The sequence below is a fragment of the Nonomuraea sp. NPDC049400 genome (genome assembly GCF_044466425.1).
GTDB lineage: Bacteria > Actinomycetota > Actinomycetes > Streptosporangiales > Streptosporangiaceae > Nonomuraea.
Genome location: NZ_JBITMP010000035.1, coordinates 16,183 through 40,035 on the forward strand (window position 1 = coordinate 16,183; position 23,853 = coordinate 40,035).

The 23,853-nt window shown below is 70.0% G+C and carries 25 protein-coding genes and 1 pseudogene; 7 read left to right on the forward strand and 19 right to left on the reverse strand.

What is annotated here, in order from left to right; genetic code table 11:
* The first annotated feature begins 169 nt into the window (after positions 1–169).
* Positions 170–2,512 carry an ATP-binding protein gene (locus tag ACIBVN_RS40040; protein ID WP_397145509.1) on the forward strand — a complete coding sequence of 781 codons (2,343 nt, stop codon included), beginning with the start codon at positions 170–172 and terminating at the stop codon, positions 2,510–2,512.
* A gap of 176 nt (positions 2,513–2,688) precedes the next feature.
* On the opposite strand, the gene ACIBVN_RS40045 is transcribed toward ACIBVN_RS40040, so the two are convergent.
* Complete coding sequence (locus ACIBVN_RS40045; protein WP_397145510.1) at positions 2,689–3,195, reverse strand: hypothetical protein; 507 nt, start codon at positions 3,193–3,195, stop codon at positions 2,689–2,691.
* A gap of 580 nt (positions 3,196–3,775) precedes the next feature.
* Here ACIBVN_RS40045 and ACIBVN_RS40050 point away from each other — a divergent pair.
* Together ACIBVN_RS40050 and ACIBVN_RS40055 are read left to right on the forward strand one after the other, a co-directional pair.
* On the forward strand, positions 3,776–4,165 hold the full coding sequence (locus ACIBVN_RS40050; RefSeq protein ID WP_397145511.1) for a tyrosine-type recombinase/integrase: 390 nt from the start codon (positions 3,776–3,778) through the stop codon (positions 4,163–4,165).
* A gap of 451 nt (positions 4,166–4,616) precedes the next feature.
* Positions 4,617–4,820 carry a hypothetical protein gene (locus ACIBVN_RS40055; RefSeq protein ID WP_397145512.1) on the forward strand — a complete coding sequence of 68 codons (204 nt, stop codon included), beginning with the start codon at positions 4,617–4,619 and terminating at the stop codon, positions 4,818–4,820.
* A 131-nt stretch (positions 4,821–4,951) separates the two neighbouring features.
* Here ACIBVN_RS40055 and ACIBVN_RS40060 read toward each other — a convergent pair whose 3' ends face one another.
* A complete protein-coding gene (locus tag ACIBVN_RS40060) occupies positions 4,952–6,490 on the reverse strand; it encodes a carboxylesterase/lipase family protein (protein WP_397145513.1) in 1,539 nt (512 codons plus the stop codon).
* A gap of 96 nt (positions 6,491–6,586) precedes the next feature.
* Between ACIBVN_RS40060 and ACIBVN_RS40065 the strand changes: the two genes are divergently transcribed.
* Entirely contained in the window at positions 6,587–7,186 is a 600-nt protein-coding gene (locus ACIBVN_RS40065) for a TetR/AcrR family transcriptional regulator (protein ID WP_150066632.1), read from the forward strand.
* A gap of 23 nt (positions 7,187–7,209) precedes the next feature.
* On the forward strand, positions 7,210–7,347 hold the full coding sequence (locus tag ACIBVN_RS40070) for a hypothetical protein (RefSeq protein WP_397145514.1): 138 nt from the start codon (positions 7,210–7,212) through the stop codon (positions 7,345–7,347).
* Positions 7,348–7,549: 202 nt separating this feature from the next.
* On the opposite strand, the gene ACIBVN_RS40075 is transcribed toward ACIBVN_RS40070, so the two are convergent.
* The 10 genes from ACIBVN_RS40075 to ACIBVN_RS40120 all read right to left on the reverse strand — a co-directional run bounded on the left by ACIBVN_RS40075 (position 7,550) and on the right by ACIBVN_RS40120 (position 16,083).
* Positions 7,550–7,801 (reverse strand): helix-turn-helix transcriptional regulator, encoded by a 252-nt coding sequence (locus ACIBVN_RS40075; RefSeq protein WP_349455874.1) that lies wholly within the window; start codon positions 7,799–7,801, stop codon positions 7,550–7,552.
* 60 nt (positions 7,802–7,861) lie between these two features.
* Positions 7,862–8,887: a tyrosine-type recombinase/integrase gene (locus tag ACIBVN_RS40080; protein WP_397145515.1), complete on the reverse strand. Its 1,026-nt coding sequence runs from the start codon at positions 8,885–8,887 to the stop codon at positions 7,862–7,864.
* An 81-nt stretch (positions 8,888–8,968) separates the two neighbouring features.
* Positions 8,969–10,498, reverse strand: coding sequence for a UDP-N-acetylglucosamine 1-carboxyvinyltransferase (locus ACIBVN_RS40085; protein ID WP_349455876.1), 1,530 nt, complete (start codon positions 10,496–10,498; stop codon positions 8,969–8,971).
* A gap of 16 nt (positions 10,499–10,514) precedes the next feature.
* Complete coding sequence (locus ACIBVN_RS40090; RefSeq protein ID WP_397145516.1) at positions 10,515–12,218, reverse strand: enoyl-CoA hydratase-related protein; 1,704 nt, start codon at positions 12,216–12,218, stop codon at positions 10,515–10,517.
* A gap of 521 nt (positions 12,219–12,739) precedes the next feature.
* On the reverse strand, positions 12,740–12,994 hold the full coding sequence (locus ACIBVN_RS40095; RefSeq protein ID WP_397145517.1) for a hypothetical protein: 255 nt from the start codon (positions 12,992–12,994) through the stop codon (positions 12,740–12,742).
* A gap of 682 nt (positions 12,995–13,676) precedes the next feature.
* Positions 13,677–14,051: a nuclear transport factor 2 family protein gene (locus ACIBVN_RS40100; protein ID WP_349455879.1), complete on the reverse strand. Its 375-nt coding sequence runs from the start codon at positions 14,049–14,051 to the stop codon at positions 13,677–13,679.
* Positions 14,052–14,301: 250 nt separating this feature from the next.
* Entirely contained in the window at positions 14,302–14,604 is a 303-nt protein-coding gene (locus ACIBVN_RS40105) for a DUF952 domain-containing protein (RefSeq protein ID WP_397145518.1), read from the reverse strand.
* Complete coding sequence (locus ACIBVN_RS40110; protein ID WP_397145519.1) at positions 14,592–15,146, reverse strand: GNAT family N-acetyltransferase; 555 nt, start codon at positions 15,144–15,146, stop codon at positions 14,592–14,594. Before ACIBVN_RS40110 ends, ACIBVN_RS40105 begins: the two co-directional genes overlap by 13 nt.
* Positions 15,147–15,166: 20 nt before the next feature.
* Complete coding sequence (locus tag ACIBVN_RS40115; RefSeq protein ID WP_397145520.1) at positions 15,167–15,763, reverse strand: TetR/AcrR family transcriptional regulator; 597 nt, start codon at positions 15,761–15,763, stop codon at positions 15,167–15,169.
* The gene (locus ACIBVN_RS40120; protein ID WP_397145521.1) at positions 15,760–16,083 is read right to left on the reverse strand and encodes a DMT family transporter; all 324 of its coding nucleotides are present in this window, start codon (positions 16,081–16,083) and stop codon (positions 15,760–15,762) included. The genes ACIBVN_RS40115 and ACIBVN_RS40120 overlap by 4 nt, the downstream gene beginning before the upstream one ends.
* A 106-nt stretch (positions 16,084–16,189) precedes the next feature.
* Here ACIBVN_RS40120 and ACIBVN_RS40125 point away from each other — a divergent pair, with 106 nt between their 5' ends.
* Positions 16,190–17,167: a radical SAM protein gene (locus ACIBVN_RS40125; protein ID WP_397145522.1), complete on the forward strand. Its 978-nt coding sequence runs from the start codon at positions 16,190–16,192 to the stop codon at positions 17,165–17,167.
* Between the two features lie 280 nt (positions 17,168–17,447).
* Complete coding sequence (locus ACIBVN_RS40130; protein ID WP_397145523.1) at positions 17,448–18,317, forward strand: recombinase family protein; 870 nt, start codon at positions 17,448–17,450, stop codon at positions 18,315–18,317.
* Between the two features lie 26 nt (positions 18,318–18,343).
* On the opposite strand, the gene chrA is transcribed toward ACIBVN_RS40130, so the two are convergent.
* From chrA to ACIBVN_RS40165, 7 genes and pseudogenes are all read right to left on the reverse strand, one after another.
* Positions 18,344–19,705 (reverse strand): chromate efflux transporter, encoded by a 1,362-nt coding sequence (gene chrA / locus ACIBVN_RS40135; RefSeq protein ID WP_397145524.1) that lies wholly within the window; start codon positions 19,703–19,705, stop codon positions 18,344–18,346.
* The gene (locus ACIBVN_RS40140) at positions 19,702–20,115 is read right to left on the reverse strand and encodes an MFS transporter (RefSeq protein WP_397145525.1); all 414 of its coding nucleotides are present in this window, start codon (positions 20,113–20,115) and stop codon (positions 19,702–19,704) included. The genes chrA and ACIBVN_RS40140 overlap by 4 nt, the downstream gene beginning before the upstream one ends.
* 255 nt (positions 20,116–20,370) lie before the next feature.
* On the reverse strand, positions 20,371–20,802 hold the full coding sequence (locus ACIBVN_RS40145; RefSeq protein WP_397145526.1) for a chromate resistance protein ChrB domain-containing protein: 432 nt from the start codon (positions 20,800–20,802) through the stop codon (positions 20,371–20,373).
* Complete coding sequence (locus ACIBVN_RS40150) at positions 20,799–21,299, reverse strand: Chromate resistance protein ChrB (protein ID WP_397145527.1); 501 nt, start codon at positions 21,297–21,299, stop codon at positions 20,799–20,801. Before ACIBVN_RS40150 ends, ACIBVN_RS40145 begins: the two co-directional genes overlap by 4 nt.
* Before the next feature lie 109 nt (positions 21,300–21,408).
* A complete protein-coding gene (locus ACIBVN_RS40155) occupies positions 21,409–21,930 on the reverse strand; it encodes a DUF1259 domain-containing protein (RefSeq protein ID WP_397145614.1) in 522 nt (173 codons plus the stop codon).
* A pseudogene (locus tag ACIBVN_RS40160) lies at positions 21,866–22,396 on the reverse strand (DUF1259 domain-containing protein); the annotation flags it as partial. The gene ACIBVN_RS40155 and the pseudogene ACIBVN_RS40160, both read right to left, overlap by 65 nt.
* A gap of 185 nt (positions 22,397–22,581) precedes the next feature.
* Positions 22,582–23,733, reverse strand: a complete 1,152-nt coding sequence (locus ACIBVN_RS40165; RefSeq protein ID WP_397145528.1) for an MFS transporter — start codon at positions 23,731–23,733, stop codon at positions 22,582–22,584.
* Positions 23,734–23,853: the final 120 nt, after the last annotated feature.

The following is a 23,853-nucleotide window of genomic DNA, read 5'->3' on the forward strand; positions in this document are numbered from 1 at the left end:
CGAAAGGAGCGGCCCGCCGTCAAGGTCGAGACGCCCTTACACCATGCGATGGCCAAATCTTGTTGTGGGTTCTTGACCGTGCTCGTCTGGGGTAACGGCCAGGACATAACCTGGACCACGTGGGATGCGGTCCGACGGAGACCCGCCGGCCGCGTCGCGGAAGGCGCCAATGACAGCGGTGACAGCCGGCACCTACCGGGGACGGCCCGACGGCGGGCTGCCCGCGGAGGTGACAAGTTTCGTGGGGCGTCGGCACGAGGTGGCCGAGGTCAAACAGCTGCTGTCCTCGTGCAGGGCTGTGACGCTGGTCGGCGTGGGCGGGGTCGGCAAGACCCGCCTGGCGCTGCGCGTCGGCCATGAGGTGCGGCGCGCCTTCCGCGACGGCGTGTGGCTGGCCGAACTGGCCGAACTGGACTGCCCCGGCATGCTCGCCCAGGCCGTGGCCGAGGCGCTGCAGATCCGCGACCACACCGGCGACCCCCCGATGCGGGTGCTGACCCGCCACCTGCGCGACAAACAGGCCCTGCTGATCCTGGACAACTGCGAGCACATGATCGGCGAATGCGCCGTGCTCGCCGAGACGCTGCTGCGCGCGGCCCCCGATCTGCGCGTGCTGGCCACCAGCCGGCAGGCGCTGGGCATCAACGGCGAACACGCGGTGCCCGTCGCGCCGCTGCCGCTGCCCAGCCGGGAGGAAAGGCCGCCGCTGGAGGCGCTGGTCAGGCAGGACGCCGTACGGCTGTTCGTCGAACGGGCCCGCTCGGTGCTGCCGACGTTCACCGTCAGCGAGGACAACCGCGACACCGTCACCCGCATCGTGCACCACCTCGACGGGCTGCCGCTCGGCATCGAACTGGCCGCCGTCCGGCTGCGCGCCCTGTCCGCCCAGCAGCTGCTCGACCGGCTCGACGACCGCTTCCGCCTGCTGACCGCCGGGTCGAGGGCGGTGCTGCCCCGGCACCAGACGCTGCGGGCACTGATCGATTGGAGTTACGCACTATGCCTGGAGGAAGAACGCCTGTTGTGGCAGCGGGCCTCGGTCTTCGCCGGGACCCTGGACCTGGAGGCGGCCGAGGCGGTCTGCAGCGGGAATGGCATCGACCTGCAGGACGTGATCGACCTGGTGATCGGCCTGGTCGACAAGTCCGTGCTGATTCGAGAAGACCACCCGGGCGGCGTGCGCTACCGCATGCTGGAAACGCTGCGCCAGTACGGACGCCAGCGCCTGGCCGACTCCGGCGGCGAGGCGGACCTGCTGGCACGGCACCGTGGTTATTACCGCGATCTGGCCGCGCAGGCGCGGCAGGAGCTGTTCGGTCCGGAGCAGGTCGCCTGGTTCGTCCGGCTCCAGAGGGAGCACGCCAACCTGCGGGCCGCCCTCGATGCCTGGCTGAGCACGCCGCGGGAGGCCCATGCGGGGCTGAGCATGGCGAGCGATCTGCTGTATCACTGGATCACCAGTTATTACCTGGGTGAGGGACGCGACTGGCTGGCGCGGGCGCTGGCAGCCGACACCGAGCCCAGCACGGCGCGCGCTCAGGCGCTGTGGGCCGCCAGCTGGCTGGCGGTCATCCAGGCCGACATGCCGGCCGCCACGACGATGCTGGAGGAGAGCCGCCGTATCGGGGAGCAGCTGCACGAGGAGCCGGTGCTGGCCTACGTGGCGCTGTTCTCCGGGATGGTGGCCATGTGCGAGGGGCGAACGGAGGCCGCGATCGAGCTATACAGGGACGCCCTGGCCCGCCACCGCCGACTCGGCGACCCGGTGGGGATCGCGCTGTCGCTCATCCGGCTGACGCTCGCCCACTCGTTCCTGGGGGACTCCTCGGCCGCCATCGCGGCGGGCGAGGAGTGCCTTTCGGTGTGTGACGCCTACGGGGAGGGCTGGCACAAGGCGTACACGATGATGGCGCTGGGCGTGGAGGTGTGGCGGCAGGGGGACCTGGCGCGGGCGAGCGAGCTGGAGATGCAGAGCCTGACCTTCAACCGTTCGCTCGGCGACCGGCTCGGCGCGGGCCTCAACGTCGAGGTGCTGGCCTGGATCGCCGCCAGCCAGGGCCGGCACCAGCGGGCCGCGCGCCTGCTGGGGATCCTGGAGACGATGTGGAGCTCCAGCGGGGCGCCGCTGTCGGGATACGGGCATCTGGCCCGCTACCACGAGGAGTGCCAGGCGGTGATACGTCAGGCGCTGGGGGAGGCGGCGTTCGAGGCGGCCGTGCGGCGCGGCGCCCGCATCCCCCTGGAGGAGGCGCTCGCGTACGCGTTGCAGGAAGGCAGGGCCGAGCCGGCGGCCGAGGGGGAGACGCCGTTGACGCGCCGGGAGACGGAGATCGCCGAACTGGTCGCCCAGGGGATGACGAACAAGGAGATCGCGGCGTCCCTGGTGATCGCCCAGCGGACCGCCGAAGGGCATATCGAGCACATCCTGACCAAGCTGGGGTTCAACTCGCGGTCGCAGATCGCGGTGTGGGTGGGGGAGCGGGCCCGCGCCGACGGCCATGACCGCCCGTGACCGTTGCCCCGGCTGCTTGTGCCGGTGTGGATAGCGGAGCCGGCGGCGCCGGTCCCGCTGTCATGGATCGGGTGTCAGAACGGAAGTGGCCGACCTGACGGGGTCCGCAGGTCCATGCCCTGGGCGGGGCGGCGTGGCCGCTTGGAGACGCGGATCCTTTTCTGGCGCACGATGCGTCATTCCTTTCCGTCGGTCGGGTGGGCGTGCGGGCAGTCCCGCTCGGATGTGACGAGCTCGAACCACACGACCTTGCCGGCGATTCCCCAGCAGCACACCAGCCGGTTCAGCAGCGTGATGTGGCGTGGTTCTGCGGCTGCGGGCGCGGCTTCGGCGCTTGCGTCCTCCACTTCGCCCCGCAACAGCCCGTCCTCAACCCACAGCGAAAGCCTGATCTTGTCGGTGGCGTGCCGCAAGGCGTCGGCGATGAGCTCGCCGACCAGCCGGTCGGCGTCCTCGGCCTGTTCTTGCAATCCCCACGCGGCCAACCTGACGGCGGTCATCCGCCGCGCGCTGGGCACCGCCGAAGGCCGTGCCGACAGCAGCCACGAGACGGCGCGGTCCTGCCTCACCCACCCGGCGCGAACGGCCAGGCCATTCCCCATGGCCAACAGCCCGTTCCACGACCACATCCGCAGCGCGGGTTGACTCGGAACGGCCCACTGCTCGACTTGCGGCTGCAACATGGCTGGCACTTGTCTCCCCTCTCCGTGTCGGCGCATGCGTAGAACACCTATCCAGGTTGCTTCACCGCGCGAAACACCGAGACGGGATAAATCCCCATATAGGTACCTAATAGGTACCTATTCGCCTGGTCTCCACGTACGTATCCCTCCGTACCCCACCTCCCGGCGCAGACGGCGGCCCCCCATCAAGCACCAGCAACCTCTCCAGCCGCACACCGCCCCGCAATCGAACAGTTGGCCACTACTGGTCTGGCAAATGAATTCCAGGTACGCACATGACGCCTGAGGCAGGAGACGTCTTCCTGGATGATCTTCCTGCCGTTGACATCGCGGCTTCCGGCCTCGGCCGCCCGCGCCGGCGGACAAGACCTTGCCATGCAGGCCGAACAGGAGGTTCACATGATTCTCACGTAGCGCCGCCGCCCCTCGTCGCCGTACTCGGGGACGCCGCAGTGCTGGACATGACGGAAATTGCGCGGCGTCCTTCGGGCAGGGCGAGCCGCCGAAATCCTGGCGCTCAACGTCGAGGACTTGGACCTGGAGCACCGCCGCGCGCCCGTCCGCTCCAAGGGCGGCGCCGTTGAGTGGGTGTACTGGGACAGCGGCACCGCCCACCTGCTACCCCGCCTGCTCCGGCTGCCCGACGGCAGCACCCGCACGCACGGCCCGCTGTTCCTGTCCGAACGCCGCCCCGTCCCCGCCCGCCGCCGACATCTGTCCGCACACCAGCCGCGCCCGCCTCGGCTACGACCGCGCCCGCGTCCTGCTAGAGAAGTACGCCGGCCTTGACCTGCACCAGCTGCGCCACAGCGCCGCCACCCACCTCGGCGACGCCGAGGTCCCGCTGCAGCTCATCATGGGCAAGGCCCGGCACAAGAACCCCCGCACCGCCATGCGCTACGTCAAACCCGGCGCCGAAGCCATCGCCAAGGTCACCGAGGTCCTGGCACCCCGCCGCCGTACCCACTGATCAGGAACTTCTCCGAGTGGGAGGGGACGCTGCCCCTTTCTCTCGTACTTGGTCTGGCCCCGATCATGAACAGGCTGCTGACCGAGGCCCAGGCCGGGGAGCGCTGGCCGGGTTCGCGCGGACGTTCACCAGCAGTCTCGACACCACGGGCCTGTCCTGGCACCAGACGTTCTCCCTCGGGGTGCCGCTCGGCACCGAGGTGCTCTCCGTACTGCTGACGCTCGTGGCGGCCCGGCACCGCCATCTTCCGCGACCTCACCGCCCCCTCCGCCCCCGTCGAACTAGCCGGCGGCCGGGACATCTCGGCCGCGCCCGATGTCGGCACTCCGCTGCCCTGGGGGGTGAGAGACCGGCGTCACCGAGGCGACGCCCCGCGCTTCACCCGACGGGGCCGTCAGATCGAGCGCGGCCCCGTGGTGCGAGACGCGGAAGAGGCCATGCCCTCGCCAGCATGGACGGGCCCGTGGTGCTCTTCCCCGCCCACGTCACCCGCTACTGGGCACGGCCGGACATCGCCTACCTGCCGGTCACCGATCTGGAGCCGCTGCCGTACGCGCTGGTGTGGCGGAGGGAGGCGGAGAGCGAGCCCATCCGGGCCCTGGCCGGGATCGTCCGTGACCTGGGCCCTCTCCCGTCGGCCTCTCCCGGCTCTTGATGTCGTCCGTCACCCTCGGGTGGGATCTGATGCCAAGCGGGCCGGGTGTTGCCTGGCTGTACGCCAATTCGCGCTGTCCCCGATGGGCAGGTGAGTGGCGGCGTCGCAGTCGTAGGAGCCGACCCGGACAATTACGAGAGATCGAAGGGGGCGGGGGGGTGGCCTTCCCAGATCTGGCGGGATGCCTGTTCGGGGTAGGGCAGAGTCTTCGACTCGGTGTCCAGGACGCGGGTGAGGTGCCCGCCGGGCCGGTGGGCGGACCAGCCCGCGTCGCCGGTGGTGACGAAGCGGACCCATGCCTCCTGGAGTTCGCGGGAGAGCGCGACGGCCTCGGGAGAGGGCTCCTCGCCGATGAGCTGGGTGCCGACGGGGCTGTCCAGCGTGCCGAACGCCAGGGGCACGTCGAGGCTGTGGCAGGCGCCCAGGATGCCGCCGAGGGCCGGGGGCACGTCGAGGCTGTGGCAGGCGCCCAGGATGCCGCCGAGGGCCGGGGCAACCCAGCACAGTTCGAACAGGTACGAGGTGCCGCCGGCTACGGCGTTCGCCTCGGCCAGTTTCTGTGACGGCATGCGGAAGAGGGCGTCGGAGTACACCGTCTCCACCAGCTCCTCCGGGCCTGCCTGCGGGAACGCGGCACGGTAGGCCCGCGCGCCGTCCGGCTGCGGGGCGTGCAGTTCCAGGGCTGCGTGGGCGTCCTCCTCGGTGAAGGTGCCGTACCGTCCGCTCATGACGCTGAAGTACCGGAATTCGTCCCGGGTGTGGCCGACGAGCAGTTCGGTCCCGCTCGCGCGCGCGCCGGTCAGCGCGGGCCAGGGCGTTTCCGGGAGGACCTCGCCGTCGACGACGGGGCACAGCGCGGTGCCGGTCTCCGTGAGGCGTCCCCAGCTCTCCCGGTGCGCGTGGAGGCCGGCGTTGAAGGAGGTGAGTTCGGCGGCCAGGTGCCATGGGTCGATGTCGCGCAGGGCCTCGGCGGTGGGGGCCGCCGCGCCGAGCCGGTCCGCGAGCGCGGCGGTTACCTGCCGTGCCAGCGCGGGGGTGCTGTGCAGCCCCGGCACCGAGTGGGCGATGGCCCGCCGGAACAGGCCGCGCGCCGGCTTCATCGTCAGCAGGGCGGCGACCGACCCTGCCCCGGCAGACACCCCGGCCACGGTGACCCGGCCGGGGTCGCCTCCGAAGGCGGCGATGTTGCGCTGCACCCACTCCAGCGCCGCGATCTGGTCGAGGAATCCGCGGTTGGGCGGCGCGTCGTCGAGGAACGCGAAACCCTCCGCGCCCACGCGGCAGTTGATGGTCACCACGACGAGTCCCGCCTCGGCCAGCGCTGCCGGGTCGAACATCGGGTCGCTCGACGCCGCCGAGAGGTAGCCGCCCACGGGGATCCACACCAGCACCGACAGTCCCGCCGCGCCGGGATCCGGAGTGCCGACGTTGAGCGTCAGCCAGTCGGTGCCCTGCGGGGGCACGTCGATCGGCAGGGACAGTGGCACCACGGGACCGAACTCCGCCGCCTGCCTCGTCCCCTCCCAGCGGTGCGGCGGCGCGGGCGCGGCGAAGCGGAGCGCTCCGACCGGGGGCTGGGCGTAGGGGATGCCGCGGAACACCGCGTGCCCCTGCCGCCGGCGCCCCTGCACCACGCCTTCCGTGGTCCGTACCTTTGGCTGTTCGGACATGATGATTCCTTCCCTCGAGTGGACCCCAGGATTATGGGTCAGGTGTATTATGTCAACCGTATTGAAACAGTCCCGGGGTACGAGGAGGGGCCGGCGATGCCGAAACAGGTGGATCACCGCGGACGCCGCGAAGCGATCGCCCGCGCACTGTGGCGGGTGGTGGAGCAGCGCGGCGTCACACAACTGACGATGCGCGTGGTGGCGCAGGAGGCGGGCATGTCACTCGGGCAGCTGCAGCACTACTTCGCCTCCCGGACCGCCATGCTCTCCTTCGCCATGGACTTCGCGTCCGAGCAGACCTCGGTGCGCGTACACCAGGGGCTCGAAAAGCTCGGTGACCGTCCGCACCCCCGTGACGTGCTGCGACTGACGCTCGCGGAAATGCTCCCCCTGCATGCCGACGCCCGCGCGACCAGCCGGATGAGCGCCGCCTACGTCCTGGAGGCGCTGCACGACGAGGCCGTGCACGAGCAGGCGCGCCGCGGCCTCGTCCAAGGGCGGGCCCTCGTCGAGCAGCTGGTCCGCCAGGCGATCGCCGACGGGCACATCGACTCCGGCCGCGACCCGGCGACCGAGACCAACCTGCTCCTCGCCCTCACCGGCCTCACCCCCCTGATCGAACTCGACGTGATCGAGCCCCAGGACGCGCTCGCCGCGATCGACGTGCATCTGGACCGGCTGTTCAGGAGTACGTGACCTGCCCCCGGACACGGGGGCAGGTGGGGACAAGATCAGCTCTAGTCCGGAACCCTTCCGGCCACACGCCTGACGCCCGCCGGGCCCGCCTGTCCCTCGACACCTTCGAGGCGTTCTTCGCCGGCCGCGGCATCGCCGTGCACCTGCGCCAGAGCCGGTGAACGCCCACGGCCGCCCTCAAGGTCCTGGTCTGCGTCGACATGGACGGTATCGAACGCGTCACGCCACGCGCGCCTGGTGTCACCACCCGCTGGTACACCCAGATTGAGACCGATTAATCCGCCGCGCCCGTACACGATCACGCTACCGGTGGCTTGGCGGGAATGTCCGGCCGGATATGACCACGACCCGGACAGGCGCCGGTCAGGTGGGGGCGGGCGTGGAGCGGGTGGCCAGACGGTCGAGCGAGATGCCGAGCACGTCGGCCAGGGCCGCGATGGTGAAGAACGCCGGCGTCGCGATCCGGCCGGTCTCGATCTTGCGGAGGGTCTCGGCGGACATGCCCGCCGCCGCGGCGACCTCGACGATGCTGCGCTCGCCACGGGCCTGACGCAGCATCAAGCCGAGCTGCTCGCCGCGCAGCCGCTCCTCAGGGGTCAGCGGAGGTCGCACCATGTAAACCACTCTATACCCGCGACACCGGTATAGTTATCGAACCGCCCCACGGCGCTCACCTCACCGGCCGCCCTTACCGCGCAGCAGGGGATGCGTACGCATCGCCACCTCCAGCTCACCCGGCAACTCATCCCGATACCGGCCCAACGTCGACAGATCGCTGTGCCCCAGCACCCGCCGCACCGCGTCCATGTCCACCGCGTCCGCCAGCAGATGCGTCGCCGTCGTATGCCGCAACCCATGCGGCGTCACCGAACGCCGCTGATCGGGATCCACCCGCCGCTGCACCCGGTCGATCACCGCCTGCACATCCCCCCGCGCCAGCCGCCGCCCCCGCCACGACAACAGCAACGCCTTGTCCGCCACCGCCGGCCGGCCCCGCTCCAGATACTCCTGCAACACCGCCGCCACATCATCCGGCAACGGCACATCCCGCGTCCGCCCGCCCTTACCGAAGATCCGCCAGTAACGCACCCCGTCGTTGGTGAAGAAATCCTCCACATTGGCCCGCACCAGCTCCGACACCCGCGGCCCCACCGTCGACAACAGCAGCACGATCACCGCGTCCCGCAACTCCATACGCTGATCACGACGCTTGCCCGCCGGCGCAGCCTCCGGCAACTCCCGCGCCGCCCCGATCAGCCCTTGGGCCTGCTCCCGCGTCAACGCCCGCCGCTGCGGCCGCAACCCGCCCCGCTCCTTCGCCGTCACCGTCGAAACCGTCATCGGGTTGACCTGCACCCAGCCCGCCAGCGCCGCATGCTTGAACAACGCCGAAATCGACCGGCGGAAACGCGCCTGCGACGACGGCGACTGCCCAGACTCACCCCGCTGCCCACCCGCCCCGCGCCGCCGCCCATCCGGCCGGCGGGCGAACGCCAGCAGCAACGCATCCACATCGTCGCCCGTCAGATCGTCCAGCACCGCCCCCGCGCCGGCCAGCTCCACCAGCGTCGCCACATCCCGCGCATACACCTCCGCGGTCGACGGCGACAACGCCCCCGTCACCGTCCGCGCCCGCACCAGCTCCACATACCGATCAGCCGCCTCCGCCACCGTCAGCCGCTCGAGCTCCGCAGGCCGCACCGGCCGCCACCATCCCCTCGAAAATCCCTCACACGAGAAAAGATCCAAGGACGACCGTAGCGGCCGGCACCGACAGGAACGCTAGATGTCGCGGAACGTCTCGATGCGCGCCCCCAACGCGTTCAACCGCTCGGCCAGATCCTCATACCCGCGGTTGATCACGTACACGTTCCGCAACACCGACGTGCCCTCCGCCGCCATCATCGCCAGCAGCACCACCACCGCCGGCCGCAGCGCCGGCGGGCACATCATCTCCGCGCTGCGCCACCGCGTCGGACCCTCCACCAGCACCCGGTGCGGATCCAGCAGCTTCACCGACGCGCCCAGCCGCGTCAGCTCCGTCAAATAGATCGCCCGGTTGTCGTACACCCAGTCATGGATCAACGTCGAACCCTGCGCCGACGCCGCGATCGCCGCGAAGAACGGCACATTGTCGATGTTCAGCCCAGGGAACGGCATCGGATGGATCTTGTCGATGGGGGAGACCAGCTTCGACGGCCGCACCGTCAGATCCACCAGCCGCGTACGCCCGTTGGCCGCCGGATACTCCCGGCCCCGATCACAGTCGAGGCCCATCTCCTCCAGCACCGCCAGCTCGATCTCCAGGAACTCCACCGGCACCCGGCAGATCGTCAGCTCCGACGACGTCACCACCGCCGCAGCCAGCAGGCTCATCGCCTCCACCGGATCCTCAGAGGGGGAGTAGTCGACATCCCGCTCGATGTCCGGCAGCCCGTGCACCGTCAGCGTCGTCGTCCCCACCCCCTCCACCCGCACGCCGAGCTGCTCCAGGAAGAAACACAGATCCTGCACCATGTAATTGGAGGAGGCGTTACGGATCACCGTCACCCCGTCATGCCGGGCCGCCGCCAGCAGGGCGTTCTCCGTCACCGTGTCGCCCCGCTCGGTCAGCACGATCGGCCGAGACGGCGACACCCCCCGATCCACCCGCGCGTGATAGAAGCCGCCGGTCGCGGTGATGTCCAGACCGAAGTGCCTCAGCGCCGACATGTGCGGCTGCACCGTACGCGTACCCAGGTCACAGCCGCCTGCGTACGGGATCTGGAACTGCTCGGTACGGTGCATCAACGGCCCCAGGAACATGATCACGCTCCTGGTGCGGCGCGCCGCCTCGGTGTCCATCGCCTCCAGCTCCAGCCTGGCCGGAGGCACGATCTCCAGATCGCTGCCCTCGTTGATCCACCGCGCCCGCACCCCGATCGACGCCAGCACCTCCAGGATCCGGTAGACCTCCTCGATCCGCGCCACCTTCCGCAGGATCGTCCGGCCCGAGTTCAGCAACGACGCGCACAGCAACGCCACGCACGCGTTCTTCGACGTCTTGACGTCGATGCTGCCCGACAACCGGCGGCCGCCCACCACCCGCAGATGCATCGGCCCCGCATAGCCCAGCGAGACGATCTCACTGTCGAGCGCCTCACCGATCCGGGCGATCATCTCAAGACTGATGTTCTGGTTGCCGCGCTCGATCCGGTTGACCGCGCTCTGAGACGTCGCCAGAGCATCCGCCAGCTGCAGCTGCGTCCAACCACGATGCTGGCGCGCATCCCGGATCAGCCGGCCGATCCGCACAAGGTAATCATCTGCCACAACACGAGACCATATCTCACATATGAGATGCCGCAGCGCCCTCAGCCGCCGACGCGCCGGACAACTCACGATGAGCAGCCAAATGCTCCGGCGTCGCCGACGCCTTCACCTTATGCACGAACCCCCGCCGCGCCGCCCGGAACTCGTTACGGTCGTCGAACATGTCGCGGCTCATCTCCGCCAGCTCCTCAGCACGGTAAGCATCCAACGGCTTACGCCGCTCATCAACCTCCCGCGCCTGCCGACGGCCCGCCAGCAGCCGATCATAACCCGGATCCACCGCCAGCCGCTCCGCGTACTCCAGCACCCTGCGCTCGAAATCCAGCCGCGACCCGCCCAGCACCCGATCAGCCAGCCCCACCTCGACCGCCTCCGACGCCCCGATCGGCAACGCCTGCTGCGTCAACCTCCGCGCCGTCTCCGCACCCACCCGCCGCGGCAGCACATACGTCCAGTACTCACTACCGAACAACCCCATCGTCCGGTAATGCGGATTCAGCACCACCGAATCCCGGATGATCACCCGGTCGGCGCCCAACCCCATCATCACCCCGCCAGCACCCGCGTTCCCGCCGATCGACGTCACCACCAGCTGACTCGTACACCCCACGATCTCCCGGCACACCGCGTTGATCGCGTTGATGTTCATCCACGACTCCAGCTCCGGATGACGCGACGCCTCGATCACGTTCAGATGAATGCCGTTGGAGAACACCTCCCCACCCCGCACCACCAGCACCCGCGTGTCCTGCGCCACCGCATACCGCAACGCCGACGACAACCGCCGGCACTGCTCAGTCGACATCGCCCCGTTGTAGAAGTCGAAACTCACCACCCCCACACCATCACTGCGGTCATACGTGATCTCGCTGTAACCCGAACGCTCCGGCGCCGAAGCCACCCGATCACCCAACGCCAGCGCCGACGGAAGCTTGATCGCCCCCTCCTGCTCCAACCGCACATGCCCCACCCACACCGAACCGTCCCCGGTGTGCACCAGCACCGCACCCTCACGCCGCGCCGCCACCTCACCCGGCCGCCCCGCAAGCTCCGGACCCCGGTACACGTCGAACACCCGCACCGGCACCTCACACAACACCGCCCGCCCACCAGGCGACCCGTCCGCGGCCCGCACCCGCCGCAGAATATCCTCCGTCGGCTCCTCCCAGGCGAACTCCCGATCAGAATGCCGCATCGCCCGCCGCAACCTGCCCCGCACCTCCGGCGCACGGTAATCCAGCGGCACCGGCACGAACGACGCGTCCGCCGCCTTGGCCGCCACCTCCGCCACCAGCTCCACCGCCGCATCCGCGACCGGCCCGTTGTACAACGCCGACTTACGCGGCGCCTCCGACGGCATCGCGAACGTCCGATACCCCCAGATCGGGCCCGCATCCATCTCCTCGACCGCCTGCAGCGCCGTCACCCCCCACTCGGGCTCGGCCTCCAAAATCGCCCAGTCCAGCGACGACGGCCCCCGGTCCCCGGGCGGCCCCGGATGCACGATCACCGTACGGTGAGCGCGCCACAACTGCTCAGGCACCCGCTCTTTCAGGAACGGGCAGATCACCAGATCCGGCTTGGCCAGCTCGGCCGCCTCCACCATCGCCTGCTCCGAGACGGCCAGCTCGACACTCACCTCATGACCGGCGCGGCGCAACTCCAGCCAGCAACGCTGGGTCAGGCCGTTGAACGAGGAGCACAGCAGCAAGATACGCAACGCGGAACTTCTTTCCAGACAGCAGGGGTTGAGGACAGGAGATCGGGCGGCAGGGGACGTGCTCAGCGGGGGCGGGAGAGGTGTTCCCTTATGCCCCGCAAATTTAAGGCAGTCCCATATGGCCCATACATGCCTTTGATGCTGACACGAATCGCGCACTGCCGGTGACACTTCACCGCAAAAACCCGCCCGGACCGGCCCTAGTTGACCCGCTTTGCCCGAAACATCCATCTGTAGCCGGCGCCGACCGGGCACCCCACCCGAACCGAAACCCCGCACCCGGGAGCTCCAACCCGGGGGAGGGGCGGACCGCCGCCCTCGTCCCACCCTCCCTGCGCCGCGGCGAGCCGCCCGGACCCAGCGCGGCGGGGACCGCGGGGGTGCTTCGCGCGGCCTGGGGACGGCCGCCCGGCACCCGCGAAAGCGCTCCTTATCCCTCTATGTACTGCTTTGTCGCAAACCAGACAGAATCCAGCTTCTGTCTGGTTTCGCGTCTAATGTGAGCTCGAGCGAGTGAGGGGTCAGAGGCGGTTGACGAAGCGGGCGGCGGCGCGCTGGCTCATGCCGGTCTCGCCGCGTACGAGGAAGACGGCTTCCTGGATCTGGCCGAGGGCTTTGAGCTCGCGGGCTTGATCCACGAGGTCGATGCTGACGCCGGGCCGGTTGCGCGGGCGCTGGGCGAGCCGGGCCGCCACGATGATCAGCCAGATGGCGAGCGCGGTGATGACGGCGGTGAGTGCGACGAGGCCGGGGGTTGAGATGTCGAGGGCGGGCATGCAGGGCGTCTGCCCAGCTGCGGCCGGATCATGCTGATTGCTTGATAATGAGCATTATGTCAAGTTGACTGCTTCGGAAGGGGCTGGGCCGCTCCCCTCCGGCTGGTGGGATCGGTGGGTCTGGTGTGATTTTCCTCTCCGCGAGGCGGCGGGGGCGGCCGGGGGCGGCGCGCGCGGGCGGGGCCGGATGGCGGGTCAGCGGGGGGTTTTGCGGACCTGTGGGGTGGTTTGCAGGGGCTCCCCTCGGCGTTGACCGGAGGTTTGACGCTCTGTTGATTCGCTGTCCTTGGCGGGATGCGTTGTTTAGTGTGGGAAATCCTGCTATTCGCGCCGCGAGAGGAGCAGCACGTGGGGAGTCAATCGGTGATATGTCCGGTGTGTCAGGGGGTTCTGCCCGCTTCGGGTAAGGAGGCGTACACGGCGCTGCGAGGGCGTCTGATCGTGAGCAACGGGTATTGCGCGGGTGGGTGCGCCGAGCGGCGTGCTGAGGAGCTGGCGCAGCAGCAGACGCAGCAGATGGCGTATCCGCAGCCGGTTGCGGCGCCTGCGCCGGGGGCTTCGCGTGGTCCGGTGCGGTCGGGGGTGGCGCCGGTTCCGGTGGCGCGCTGATCCCCTTTTTGTGGGGTTTGTTGCTCGGGGTGTCGCGGCGTGTGGCCGGTTGTGGGGGCCGGTGGACGTGGGGTTATTGGTGGCCGTCGGTGGTGTGCCAGTAGTCGCGGGTCTGTGTGGCGAGGCCGTCGGGGTCGAAGTGGGCGAAGACGCAGCCTGCGAGGGTGATGGGGCGGCCGTTGTCGTGGGCGTGGACGCGGAATTCGATGGCTGCCTGGTCGCCGTCGACGATGGGGGTGGCGAAGGTGACGTGGGGGTCGCTTTCGCCGGTGAATGACCATCGGATGTAGTCGGCGATGGCGTGTTTGCCCTGGTGTGGTGGGCGGAAGGGCATGCTGGTGTGGACGGCGTCGTCGCGGTAGAGGGCGATGATGGCGTCGGTGTCGTGGTGGGTCCAGCCGTGTTGCCAGGTGTCGGCGAAGCGTTGGGCGGCCGTTCGGGTGTCCATGGCGACCATTGTGCGGTGTGGTGGGGCTGGGCCGGTGTATGTGGCCGCCGGGTTGAGGTGAGTGCCGCTCCCCCGGCGGTCTTGCGGCTTTTGCTGCGTGTGTTGGAGGTGCCGTGCCGCCGTTGTGTCGCCTGGTCGCGTGTCGCGGGGCGTTCGTGGTGCTGTCTGCACTCCCCTGGCGTTGTCTTGTCGGGTTTCCTGCTTCGGGGTGCTCCTGTGGTGAGGTCCGTTCCCCTGCTGCTGTGAGTGTTCAGTGGGTGTAGGGGTGTACGGCGGTGACGGCTGTGAGGGGCAGGGGGCCGTACAGGTGGGGGAAGCCGTTTTCGAGGCGGATGTCGAGTCCGGTGGGGTTGATGTCGAGGATGAGCAGGGGTTCGGTGAGGTGGCTGTAGAAGGCGGTGTGGACGCCGCGTAGCTGGGTGAGGTCGCGGCTGCAGTGGATGAAGCCTTCTTGGTCGAGGGTGCGGCCGAGGGTGGAGATGCGGTACTCCCCCGCTTTCTGTGCGGCTTCCCAGTCGGTGCGCAGGGCGAGGTGGTGGATCATGTGGTCCATTCGGTGCGGAGGATGGCGTAGATGGTTTCGCTGGTCCATTCGCCTTTGACGTACTCGTTGTCGATGAGGGTGGCTTCGCGGCGCATGTGGAGTTTTTCCAGGACGCGGGCGGAGGCGGTGTTGCGGGCGTCGAGGCGGCCGGTGATGCGGTGCAGGCCGAGGTGGTCGAAGCCGAGGCGGAGCATTTCGCGGGCGGCTTCGGGGGCGTAGCCGTGGCCGTGGTGGTCGGGGTGCAGGACGTAGCCGATTTCGCCTTGCTGGTGTTGTTTGCTGGTCCAGATGATCAGGGCCTGGCCGATGAGCTGGCCTGTGTGGCGCAGGGTGACGGCCAGGTCGATGGCGTCGCCTTCGTCGAGGAGGGCCGTGCGGGTGATCTTTTTGTCGAGGAAGGTGCGGGTGGTGTCGCGGTCGCGGGGTTCCCAGTAGAGGTAGCGGGCGACGTCGGGGCGGGATTCGTAGGCGTGGAGGGCGTCGAGGTCGTCGGGGGTGAAGGGGCGTAGCAGGAGGCGGTCGGTGGTGATCGGGTAGTCGGGTTTCAGCACGGGGGCAGTGTAGGTGGGGGTCAGGGGGGCGGCAATGTGTTTTCTGCCGTTTTGACGGCGTGGGTGAGCAGGTCGCGGGCTTGGTCGAGGGGGCGTTGTTCGACGACGTGTTCCAGCCAGAGGGCGGTGAGGGTGGTGTAGAGGAGGCGGACGCGGGTGTCGGTTTCTGGGAGGTGGAGGGTGTCGGCGACGATGCGGACGCAGCCGTCGGTCCAGCGGCGGGCGATGTGCTGGAGTACGGGGTCGCGCCCGGCGTGGACGTACAGCTCCCAGAGGCCGAGTTGGCGGGCGCGGTCGGCGGTGGCGACCTGGTCGGGCAGGGCGGTGAGGCCGTGGTCGGTGATCCAGGCGCGGGTGGTGGCGAGTTCGGCTTCGACGAGTTGGGCGAAGGCTTCGGCGAGGAGTTGGTCGCGGGAGGCGAAGTAGTAGGTGGTGGCGGACAGGGGGAGGTCGGCGCGCTGGGCGACGGCGCGGTGGGTCACGGCGGCGAAGCCGCCTTCGGTGAGCAGGTCGACGGCTGCGGCGAGGAGTGTGGCGCGGCGGCGGCGTCCGCGGGCCTGTGCGGGGGCTTGTGTGTGGCGGGGCTGGTCTTCCGGTGTGTCCTGGTGCGGGGTCAATGGCCACCTGCGAGGTTGAGGACGACGACGCCGCCGATGATGAGCAGGATACCGCCGATCTTGAGCGGGGTGAGGGTCTCCCCCATGAAGGCGGCGCCGATGAGGGCGATGGCGGCGGTGCCGGCGCCGGACCAGACGGCGTAGGCGGTGCCCATGTCGAGGTGGAGTTTGAGTGCCTGGGAGAGCAGGGCGAAGGAGGTGATGTAGCCGGCGGCGACGACGATGGTCCATCCGGTGTGGGTGAAGCCGTTGCTGAGTTTGAGTGCGGTGGTGGCGAGGATTTCTGAGGCGATGGCGAGGGCGAGCAGGAGCCAGGGCATGGGGGTGTTCCTCGGTCCGGAAAACTGGTACGGGTGTGCCAATTTTATCGTGGTGTCCGGTGGAGGCGGTGCCGGTGTGTGGGGAACTGCTTGAAAACGCTGTCGAATGCGTGTTCCATTGGTCGGTGTGGGTTGGGACGCGCTTGCGCTTGTCGAGGACGCCGCCGACGAGCGTCCGCTGATCGAGCGGCGTGCGGTGGTGCGCGGCGGTTTCTACGAGATGCAGGCCCGCACGGTGATCGAGCGGGTGCCGCAGTCCGCGGGCGTCGCCCAGGAGTGGGCCGTCTCCCCCTATCGTGGCTGCGCCCATGCCTGCCGCGGTTGCGGCGCCCGGGCGGGGCATCGGCGGCTGGGGTTGGATGCGGGGCGTGATTTCGACACGCGGATCGTGGTCAAGCCGAACGTGGTGGCCCGGTTGCGGGCGGAGCTTGCGCGCTGGGACGGTCAGGAGCTGGCGGTGGGGCTCAGCGGTGACTGTTATCAGGCGGGCGAGGAGACTTATCGGCTGATGCCGGGGGTGATCGGGGCGCTGGCGGAGGCGGCGGTGCCGTTCACTGTTTACACCAAGAGCGCGCTGGTGCTGCGGGACGCGGAGTTGCTGGCGCGGGCGGGTGCGCGGGTGGCGGTGTCGATCGCGTTCGTGGACGAGCGGATCCGGCGGGCGGTGGAGCCGGGCGCGCCGGGTGCTCAGGCGCGGCTGGAGCTGGTGTCGGCGCTGGTGGAGGCGGGGGTGGACTGCCGGGTGCTGATGGCTCCGGTGTTGCCGCTGCTCAGTGACGCGGCCGATCAGCTGGCGGCGACGGTGCGGCGCATCGCGGCGGCGGGTGCGCTGGCGGTGGAGCCGGTGGTGCTGCGGCTGCCGCCGGGGACGCGTTCGTGGTATTCGGAGTGGCTGGCGCAGGCGCATCCGCAGCTGGTGGAGCGGTATGAGGAGCTGTATGACCGCTCGGGGTTGCCGTCGCCGGATTACGAGCGGCGCATCACGGGGCAGATCGCGCAGTTGTGTCAGGTGTACGGGATGCGGTGCGGTGCGCCTGCGGTTGAGCGGCGGGAGCCGCGTGCGGCGCAGCTCGCGCTTGTGTGAGGCGCACCCGCCGGCCTGACCCGCGAGAGTCGGGATCTTGAGGTGTCCCCGCGGTTTGGGATCGAGCCGCAGGGAGCCGGTATAGGCCCGCCGCTCGGGTCGCTGCGACTGGACGCAATGTAGCTGTGCGTGAGGATAGTTACTGTGTGTTCGCAGAAATGAGGAGTTCTGCGAGGGTTGAGCCACCCTCTTCGGATGTCCGGTTCGCCCCTGATCTTCTCTCTCAGAACCCTTCGCAAAACCGTTCTCGCAGAACCACGCTTCCGGTAGGTTCTGCGACATGACCGACCTCGTCGATCCCGCCGCCGCAGTCGAACAGTTCGACTGCCCCATGTGCGCGGCCCCGGCGGGCAGCGCCTGCCGGACCCGGGGCGGCAAGGTCGCCCCGAAATACCACACGCCGCGCTTCATGTTGGTGCCCCAGTTGCGCGCCGAGCTCGAGGTGCGGGTCCCAGCCGAGCGCGGCCCGGGACGTGTCTGGCAGGCCGGGCCGGCGATCGAGGCCGCGGCGCCCGCGACGGCGGCCCGGTCCACCAGGGTCGGCTACGCCCGCTGCAGCACAGCCCAGCAGGAACTGCAGAGCCAGCTCGACGCGCTGTGCGAGGCGGGCTGCGAGCCGATCTTCTCCGAGAAGATCAGCACCCGGGTCAAGGTGCGGCCGGAGTTCACCAAGGCGATGGACTACGCCCGCACCATCAAGCAGGCCGTCCCGCACCAGCGGGTCATCTTCACCGTGCACGAGATGAAGCGCCTGGGCCGCGGCGCCGCCGAGCTGCTCACCATCGCCGAGCAGCTGCGCCACCACGCCATCGAGCTGGAGCTGCTCACCGGCCCGCTGCAGGGCCTCTACGATCCGTCCGGGCACGGGGCGGCGTTGTTCGCCTTCTTCGCCGGCATGGCCGAATCCGAACGCGAGTACATCCGCGAGAAGTCTCTGGAGGGCCAGGCATCGGCCCGCGAGCGCGGGCGCCACGGCGGGCGGCCGAAGGTGTTCGACGACGACATGATCGCCTACGCCCGGTCGTTGCGTGAGCGCGGCGTGGCCGTGCCGGACATCGCTCGCAAGCTGGTCATCCCGATCGGCAAGAACAAGGGCAAGCATCCCTCGGTGGCCAGTGTCTACCGGGCGCTGGCCGAGGGCGGCGGCTGAGCCCGCCGCCGGGGGCCCGGCGTGCTTCAGGGCAGCAGGATGGTGCCCATGCCCAGCAGGGCGCAGATGCCCAGGATGCGCAGCATCGGCCACTTGAGCACGAACGTCATGACCAGCGCCGCCACGGTGATCGCTGCGGCGATTGGGCTCAGGGTGCCCAGCTCGGGAAGCTGGATCGCGAACGGCCCCCACGTCCACGCGAAAGTGCGCCCGAACAGGGTGTGCTGGGCGAAGTAGAGGGCCAGGTTGGCGATGACGCCGACGACGGCGGCGGTGATGCCGGTCAGGGCGGCGCTGATGGCGGTGTTGTGGCGCAGCTTCTCCACGTAGGGGGCGCCGAGGAAGATGAACAGGAAGCAGGGCACGAAGGTGACCCAGGTGGTCAGCAGCGCGCCGAGCAGGGCGCCGGCCCACGGGGCCAGAGTTCCGGGGTCGCGGTAGGCGCCGAGGAAGGCGACGAACTGCACGACCATGATGAGCGGGCCTGGGGTGGTCTCGGCCAGGGCCAGGCCGCGCACCATCTCCCCGGGGGTGAGCCAGGCGTACGTCTCGACCGCGCGCTGGGCGACGAAGGCCAGCACGGCGTAGGCGCCGCCGAAGGTGACCAGCGCGGTGCCGGAGAAGAACAGGCCTTGAGTGGTGAAGACGCTGTCGGTACCGGTGAGCAGGGCGACCGCGGCCACCGGCAGCCACCACGCGGCCAGCCCGATGGCGAGGATCTTGCCTGCCGAGCGCCAGTTGGGCTGGGCGTGGTGCAGGGCGTCGTCGGGGATCAGCGGCGCCGGGCCGCCGTCGCCCCCATGCCCGTTGCCTTTCGTGAGAACGTGCGGGGTGAGCTTGTGCACGGTCCAGCCGATGAGCGCGGCGACAGCGATGACGATCGGGAACGGCACGCCGAACAGGGCGAGCGCGGCGAAGGCGGCGACCGCGACGGCCACGAAGATGGGATGGGTGAGGGAGCGCTTGGCGACCCGGATGACGGCCTGGGCGACGATGGCCAGCACGGCCGGGGCGATCCCGGCGAACAGCGCGGTCACCACGCCGGTGTCCTGCCACAACACGTACACCGCTGACAGCGCCAGCAGCGCGAGCATGCCGGGCAGCACGAACAGCGTGCCGGCCACCAGGCCGCCGCGGGTGCCGTTCAGCAGCCAGCCCACGTATATGGCCAGTTGCTGGGCCTCGGGGCCGGGCAGCAGCATGCAGTAGTTGAGTGCGTGGTTGAAGCGCTGCTGGCCGATCCAGCGCTTTTCTTCCACGAGGGTGCGCTGCATGACGGCGATCTGCCCGGCTGGGCCGCCGAAGGTCTGCAGCGAGATCAGAAACCAGGCGCGTACGGCTTGCCGGAACGGGATCACATCATGGGTGCGGGTGACGTCGGTCGTCATCTCGGGGCCTCATCAGGGGGATGCTGGTCGGTGGGCAGGCGGACGGATCGGAAGGTCCGCCACAGGGTCAGGTCGTAGGCGGTCTTGGCGGCGCCGGCGATCACGTAGGGCAGCGCCGCCCCGAACGGGAACAGCAGCCCGGCCAGGGCGGGTCCGGCCGGCCGGGTCAGGTAGCGGGCAGTGTTGGTGACGGCGGCGGCCGCGGTCCGCTCCTGCTCGGGGACCAGGGCCATGACGTACGCCTGCCGGGTAGGCAGGTCCATCTGCGACAGGCACGCCCGGGCCAGCAGCAGCACGACCGCCACCGGCAGGCTGGGCGCGAACGGGACAGCGGCCAGCAGCACGTTGGACGGCAGATGGGTGAACACCATCGTGCGCAGCAGCCACCACGGTGCCCCGGCCGCGATCACGATTCCGCTGCAGGCCAAAGCCGCGTACAGGAGCGTGTACGCCCGGCGGCGGCCGATCAGGTCGCCCCAGCGTGCCGGCCAGGATGGCCGCCAGCTTCAGCCCCACCTCGGCCGACGTCAGCCCTTCGCTCCGCAACAGCGCGCCGAGCTGGAGCGCGGCGACGCCGTAGCCGAGCCCGCGCACCGCCTGGGGCATCAGCACGATCCCGACCACGCCGCTGAACGTGCCGGGGCTGTTGCCCCGGCCGGTGTCGGTCATGCCGGCTCTCGCCCCAGCAGCAGCGCCCGCCGGTGGAACTCATACAGCCCGTCGAAGACGGGCCCGGAGATCTCCAGGACGCGCTTGTCGTCGCAGATCATCGACAACCCGCGTAGCACCACGTCCAGGCCGCGCGCCTCGGGCGCGTCGAAGCGCTCGTCATCAATGTCGGCCTCGTGCACGATCTCGGCGATTTTCCACAGCACCGGATCGTCGAGCTCGTAGCGGCGCAGGATCGTCTCGAAGCTGCAGTCGTCGCCGTGGTGCGACAGATCGGCTCCGCGCATGTCGAACGGAGTGGCGTCGGCGGGCACCAGGGCCGGGTCGTCGACGAACACGAACTCGGGCTCGGGGTCGATGTGGCGGCGGATCAGCCAGGCGCAGGCGGCCCGGTCGATGTGCACGCCGGCGCGGGTGGCCCACCTCATCGCACAGCCCCCTCCGCGGCGACGGCCTCGGCCAAGGCCCGCACCGCCCGCTGCGCTGCTTCCCGCTCGGCGGGCGGGAAGTAGTCGCGGCGGCCGATCCTGCGCAGCTCAGCCTGCAGTCGCTTGACCGCCCGGCTGCGTTCACCGGGGCGGGCTTGCGTGGCGGCCTCGGCCTGCTCGATCACGGCCTGGTACTCGGCGGCGCGCGCTCGCCGCATCTCGGCGGCGGCGGCCTTCTCCTGGGCGGCGTTGCCGGCCGTGGCCAGCCAGACGGTCGAGGAGCCGCCGACCTCGCTGATCTCTTCGGCGATCCACTCCAGCTGCTCGCGGGTACGGGCGTCGGCCGGCAGCGCCACCAGCCCATCCCCGAGCCGGGCCACGCCGAGCCGGTCCAGCTTGCGCCAGATCGTGATGCGCAACGTCGACGGCTGGCGCGGGATCCGGTAGGCCAGCAGCACCCACTGCCCCGCCGTCTGTCTCGCTGCGGCGTCCTCCACGACAACCCCTCCTTCAAGCAACCATGGTTACAGTAACTCTGGTTGCAGCAGCATGGCAATCGCCGACGCCCTGGAGTGGATCCGCGGGTGGGGTCGTGGGGTCGAGGCCTCAGCCTGCCGGGGTGACGTTGTGGGCATCCACCGCCGTACGCAGCGCCCTGGCCAGCTTCACCCCGTCATCGACCGCCCAGAAATGCATGTAGAACAGCCGGGGCTGGTCATCCAGGGCGTGCTGGTGCAGCTCGACGATGTCGATGCCGCCGGCGCGCAGCGCGCGGATGACGTGTTGCACCTCGCCGGCGGTCATCACGAAGTCGCCGTTGACGGCGGCCTTGCCGCCGCCGGTGGGCTGGAAGTTCAGCGCGGTGTTGACGCCCCATGCCGGCGCTGACCACGCGGCCGTGCGAGGTGACCTGCTCCTTTCGGGCGAAGGAGAACTTGTAGATCCCGCCGTCGTTGGTCCCCTTGGCCCGCAGCGCCGTATCGATGCCACGGGTGTCCAGGTCGATCGGCGAGGGTGAGGACGGCGGGCGTGCTGGCGGGGTGGCGGTCTGGTCCAGGGCCGCCTTGAGAGAGCGGGCGATGGCCACCGGATCGCGGCCGAGAGCGTGCACGTGGTTCCACCACACATCCGGCGCGTGGGCCAGCAGGTGCTTGTGCACCGCGGTCTGATCGATGCCACGACGCTGCAGCGCGTCGGTGACCTTGCCCAGCTCCGGCTCGGTGACCACCAGGTCCCCCATGACCATGGCCGAGCCGTCGGCGTAGCGGGCGAAGGCCGCATACGAGCCCAGCGCGAAGCCCGGCTTGATCGGCACGCCGTAGGAGGTGACCTTCAGATCGGCTCGGGGGAAGCCGACCCGGTACACGGTCCCGTCCTTGGACAGCTTGCCTGCCCGGCCCAACGCGTTGGCCACGCCCTGCCAGTCGACCTCGGTCGTCTTGACCATCCGGATCGGCTCACCGTGCTCACCGGCCTGCTCGTGCCCGATCGGCGAGGCGGCGGCCCTATGCTCGCCCCCGCTCGCACTCGAACCGCACCCGGCCAGCACGACCACGGCGGCGGCCGTCCAGCTGACTGTCCTGCTATCCCCCATGGCTCCCCTTCAGGCCCCCATACCCGGACTAGGGCATGTAGCCACGGTTACACGCATGGAAGGGCTGTCCGGGCCCATGTCATCCCCACCCCCCGCGCATGCCTCGCCCCGCGCATGCTCCAGCGCTTGAGACCGCATAGATTCGCCCCGACAAGGCACCGCATCGTCACATCACGAGCCGTCGCTCAGGCAGGGGTCCGGCGCAGCACCACGGGTACCAGCAGGAACGCCACGCCTGCGGTCAGGAACGCGCCCGCCCCGGCAGTACCCGCGATGGTGCCGGCCAGCGTGGCCAGCGGCGGGACGGCGGGCTGTGCCAGGCCCCACGACGATCCCTGGAAGGCGAACCAGCGCGGCCGATCATCTTCTGGCGCGGCGTCGGCCACCGCCGCCTGCCAGCGGCCGAGCAGCACGCTGTTGACCACAGTGCAGGCCAGGTAGGCGGCCATCGTCAGCTGCGGGCTGCTGGTGATGGCCATGACCAGAGCCAGTGAGGCGAGCAGTAGCGTGCCCATGCCCAGGATCGCCTGATGGGAGCGGCCGGTCAGCAGCCGCCGGGCCGCCCACAGCGCGAGTGGCGCCAGCACCGCCGCGCCGGCCAGCGTCAATCCGGGCACCCACGCCGGCGCCCCCCGCTCCAGCAGCGCCAGCGGCAGATACATCATTACGGCCAGGGAGCCGACCGCGAATGCGGTGCCCGCCACGGTCAGGCGCATCAGGGCCGCGGGCGGCCGCCAGCGCCCGCCCACCGCATCGCGCCGCTGATCGTGACTTTCACTGCGCTGTCCGGCTTGCGGGATGTCGTTGCGGGGCAGGAACGCGAGCGCCACGACGGCCGCCAGCAGGCAGGTCAGCGCGTCGGCGGCGATCAGCCAGCGCACCCCCAGCGGCAGCAGCACCGCCGCCACCAGCCCGGCGGCCGCTCCGGCCGCCGACAACGCCACTCCCATCACCGCGTAGCTGGTATGGCGCTGCTCGCCCGAGCTGGCCCGCGCCACCAGCTCTTGGCAGGCCGGCTCATACAGCTCGAAGGCCAGCCCGACCAGCGCGATCGCGACCAGCACCTGCGCCGGGCCCTGCGCGAGGGCCAGCGCGATCAGCGCCAGGCCGGTGGCGGCCAGCCCGGCGGCCAGCACGCCGCGCGGCGAGAAGCGCTCGAGCAGGAACGCCCCCGCCCAGCGCGAGAGCAACGCCATCACGCCGAACAACACCAGGGCCGCCGCAGCGAGGTCCGGCCCGGCCAGCACCGCCAAGAACGACAGCGCGTAGGCGCCGAGCGCGTTGAGGACGCGCACCCACACCAGCGTCCGGGCTGCCACTGGCAGCGCTTTCCACATGCGTCCCCTCCACCGGCGATGACAAACGGGGCTCATGTCGCACACGCCACCGACAATGCGGACTCACCGCCGGACCTCCCCGCACGCCACCCAAGCGCAGCCGCGGCGGCGGGTCTTCAG

Excerpts from the sequence above, each read along its gene's own strand:
- ACIBVN_RS40130 (WP_397145523.1), top strand. The coding sequence starts at position 17,448 with ATGACCGACCTCGTCGATCCCGCCGCCGCAGTCGAACAGTTCGACTGC.
- ACIBVN_RS40075 (WP_349455874.1), bottom strand. The coding sequence starts at position 7,801 with ATGGTGCGACCTCCGCTGACCCCTGAGGAGCGGCTGCGCGGCGAGCAG.
- ACIBVN_RS40060 (WP_397145513.1), bottom strand. The coding sequence starts at position 6,490 with ATGTCCGAACAGCCAAAGGTACGGACCACGGAAGGCGTGGTGCAGGGG.
- ACIBVN_RS40055 (WP_397145512.1), top strand. The coding sequence starts at position 4,617 with ATGGACGGGCCCGTGGTGCTCTTCCCCGCCCACGTCACCCGCTACTGG.
- ACIBVN_RS40165 (WP_397145528.1), bottom strand. The coding sequence starts at position 23,733 with ATGTGGAAAGCGCTGCCAGTGGCAGCCCGGACGCTGGTGTGGGTGCGC.
- ACIBVN_RS40145 (WP_397145526.1), bottom strand. The coding sequence starts at position 20,802 with ATGAGGTGGGCCACCCGCGCCGGCGTGCACATCGACCGGGCCGCCTGC.
- ACIBVN_RS40120 (WP_397145521.1), bottom strand. The coding sequence starts at position 16,083 with ATGCCCTGGCTCCTGCTCGCCCTCGCCATCGCCTCAGAAATCCTCGCC.
- chrA (WP_397145524.1), bottom strand. The coding sequence starts at position 19,705 with ATGACGACCGACGTCACCCGCACCCATGATGTGATCCCGTTCCGGCAA.
- ACIBVN_RS40125 (WP_397145522.1), top strand. The coding sequence starts at position 16,190 with ATGCGTGTTCCATTGGTCGGTGTGGGTTGGGACGCGCTTGCGCTTGTC.
- ACIBVN_RS40105 (WP_397145518.1), bottom strand. The coding sequence starts at position 14,604 with ATGGACCACATGATCCACCACCTCGCCCTGCGCACCGACTGGGAAGCC.
- ACIBVN_RS40040 (WP_397145509.1), top strand. The coding sequence starts at position 170 with ATGACAGCGGTGACAGCCGGCACCTACCGGGGACGGCCCGACGGCGGG.
- ACIBVN_RS40045 (WP_397145510.1), bottom strand. The coding sequence starts at position 3,195 with ATGTTGCAGCCGCAAGTCGAGCAGTGGGCCGTTCCGAGTCAACCCGCG.
- ACIBVN_RS40095 (WP_397145517.1), bottom strand. The coding sequence starts at position 12,994 with ATGCCCGCCCTCGACATCTCAACCCCCGGCCTCGTCGCACTCACCGCC.
- ACIBVN_RS40155 (WP_397145614.1), bottom strand. The coding sequence starts at position 21,930 with ATGTGTGGTGGAACCACGTGCACGCTCTCGGCCGCGATCCGGTGGCCA.
- ACIBVN_RS40100 (WP_349455879.1), bottom strand. The coding sequence starts at position 14,051 with ATGGACACCCGAACGGCCGCCCAACGCTTCGCCGACACCTGGCAACAC.
- ACIBVN_RS40065 (WP_150066632.1), top strand. The coding sequence starts at position 6,587 with ATGCCGAAACAGGTGGATCACCGCGGACGCCGCGAAGCGATCGCCCGC.